Source organism: Streptomyces calidiresistens (assembly GCF_014141525.1).
Classification (GTDB): Bacteria; Actinomycetota; Actinomycetes; order Streptomycetales; family Streptomycetaceae; genus Streptomyces; species Streptomyces calidiresistens.
Genome location: NZ_VKHS01000892.1, coordinates 1 through 2,075 on the forward strand (window position 1 = coordinate 1; position 2,075 = coordinate 2,075).

General features: G+C 72.9%; 2 protein-coding genes. Both read left to right on the forward strand.

What is annotated here, in order from left to right; translation table 11 throughout:
- Positions 1 to 108: 108 nt before the first annotated feature.
- Positions 109 to 624, forward strand: a complete 516-nt coding sequence (locus FOE67_RS30865; protein ID WP_182666903.1) for a plasmid mobilization protein — start codon at positions 109 to 111, stop codon at positions 622 to 624.
- A gap of 4 nt (positions 625 to 628) precedes the next feature.
- Positions 629 to 2,075: relaxase/mobilization nuclease domain-containing protein (locus FOE67_RS23855; protein WP_182666904.1), on the forward strand; the 1,447-nt coding region annotated here is incomplete at its 3' end.

Consider the following 2,075-nt stretch of genomic DNA (forward strand, 5'->3'; position numbering starts at 1 on the left):
GTATAAGAGACACGGACGGAACACCCCACCCCGGCCACCGGCGGAGCAAGTTATCCGCTTGGATACTCCGCCCGGGGCGGAGTATCCAAGGGTTCCCCCGCCCCCTCGGTGCAGGGGAACGTCCGGCGCCGGGGGACGCCTGACGAGGAAGCCGCGACCGAGGGCGGATCGCAGCGACGAGGAGGAGACGGAAACGGTGAGCCCACGACTCCCCTCCCCGTCGACCCGCCCCCTCGGACAAGACGCCGCAAGTACCAACGCCGTCAGCGTCCTCATGTTCGTACCACGCGCTTCAGTGACGACGAACTCGCACGCGTGAGTGCCGGAGCCAAAACCGCCGGTCTCACTGTCGCCGGTTTTCTCGCCCGGGCTGCCCTCGGCGCCGCCCATGACCTCGACCGGACCGCGAGCAGGATCGCCGGGGAGCGGGAACTGGTCGCCGAATTGTTCGCCGCCCGCCGTCACCTCGGCCGGGTCGGCAACAACCTCAACCAGGTCGCCCGCGCGGTCAACTCCGGAGCCCGTCCACCGGAACTCGACGCGGTCCTCGCGGCCACCGAACGAGCCGTCCGGCGGGTCCAGCACGCCACCGATCAACTTCTCCAGCGGGACCGGGAGCCGTAGCGGCATGATCCCCAGGATCCACAAGCGCGGGCAGCGCACGCTCGGTCTCCTGCATTACCTGTACGGGCCGGGGAAGTTCGAGGAGCACACCGACCCCCACCTGGTCGCCTCCTGGGACCACAACGTCCCCGATCCCGGCCGAGAGGAGAACGCCACCCTCAAACAGCTCCAGCGGCTCCTCGACCAGCCGATCGAGAACCTCGAAGCCTCCGAACGTCCGAGGAAGCACGTGTGGCACCTGTCGGTGCGCAACGCCGCCGAGGACCGCGTCCTGACGGACGAGGAGTGGGGTGACATCGCCCGCGGCATGGTCGCCGCCGCCGGTGTCGACGATCCCGAGCAGGGTGGCGCGGGGTGCCGATGGGTGGCCGTACGGCACGCCGAGGACCACATCCACATCGTCGCCACCCTGGTGCGCGAGGACGGCTACAAACCCCGCCTCCACAACGATGCCGTCCGCGTCCAGAACCGGGCTCGAACGCTGGAGGCGGAATTGGGGCTGCGTCGCCTCAACCAAGGTGACGGCACCGCGGTGCGGCGGCCCACCAGCGCCGAGCGCCACAAGGCCCGACGCCGGGGCCGGGAGCGCACCGCCCGGGAGGAGTTCTTCGAACGGTTGGCCGCCGCCGGTCTGCTGATCCGCCGGCGCGTGGCGCCCTCCGGTGACCTGCTGGGCTACAAGGTGGCCCTGCCAGGGGACCGCAACAAGGACGGCGAGCCGGTCTTCTACGCCGGCGCACGGCTGGCCCCCGACCTCTCCCTGCCCCGCATCCGGGAACGCTGGACCACCCACCACGACCAGTCCACCGCTTCGCACCCGGACCCCTCTCCCGCACCGGGCGACCCGGCCGTCGCCCGCCGCCGGACGACGACGGCCGCGCGGAAAGCACTGGTGGTCATCGAGCACGGACCGGACGCCGTGGTCGCCGCGCACATCGCCGCCACCGGCGAGGTCCTGGACGCCCTCGCCCTCACCTCCGCCGCCCACACCCGCCACGCCCTGCACGAAGCGGCCCGCGCGTTCGAGCGGGCCTCCCGCTCCCACATTCGCGCCGAACGCGGCCACGACCGGTCGCTGCGCCGAGCCGCCCGGGAGCTGATCCACGCCGGACCCGCGCTGGGCCGCGGTGAGGACGGCGCCACCACCGCGATGGTCATCGACATGCTGTTCTTCCTGATCACCGCCACCGCCCACCGGCACGCCCGCCACCACCACGCCCAGCAGGCCGCCGCCGCACACCAGGCCGCCAACCACCTGCGCGCCGCCTACCGCGCCGCAGCCCCCGGCCCACTGGGCGCCCTCCGCCACCGCGGCCGGCACCTGCCCCGCCCCGTCCGGCGCCGCCAGGCGGCCGTGCTGCGCCGGGCCCTACCGGAGGTGGCCGAGCGCATCCTCGCCGAACCCGGCTGGCCCGCCCTGGCCGCCACCCTCACCGACCTCGAAACCACCC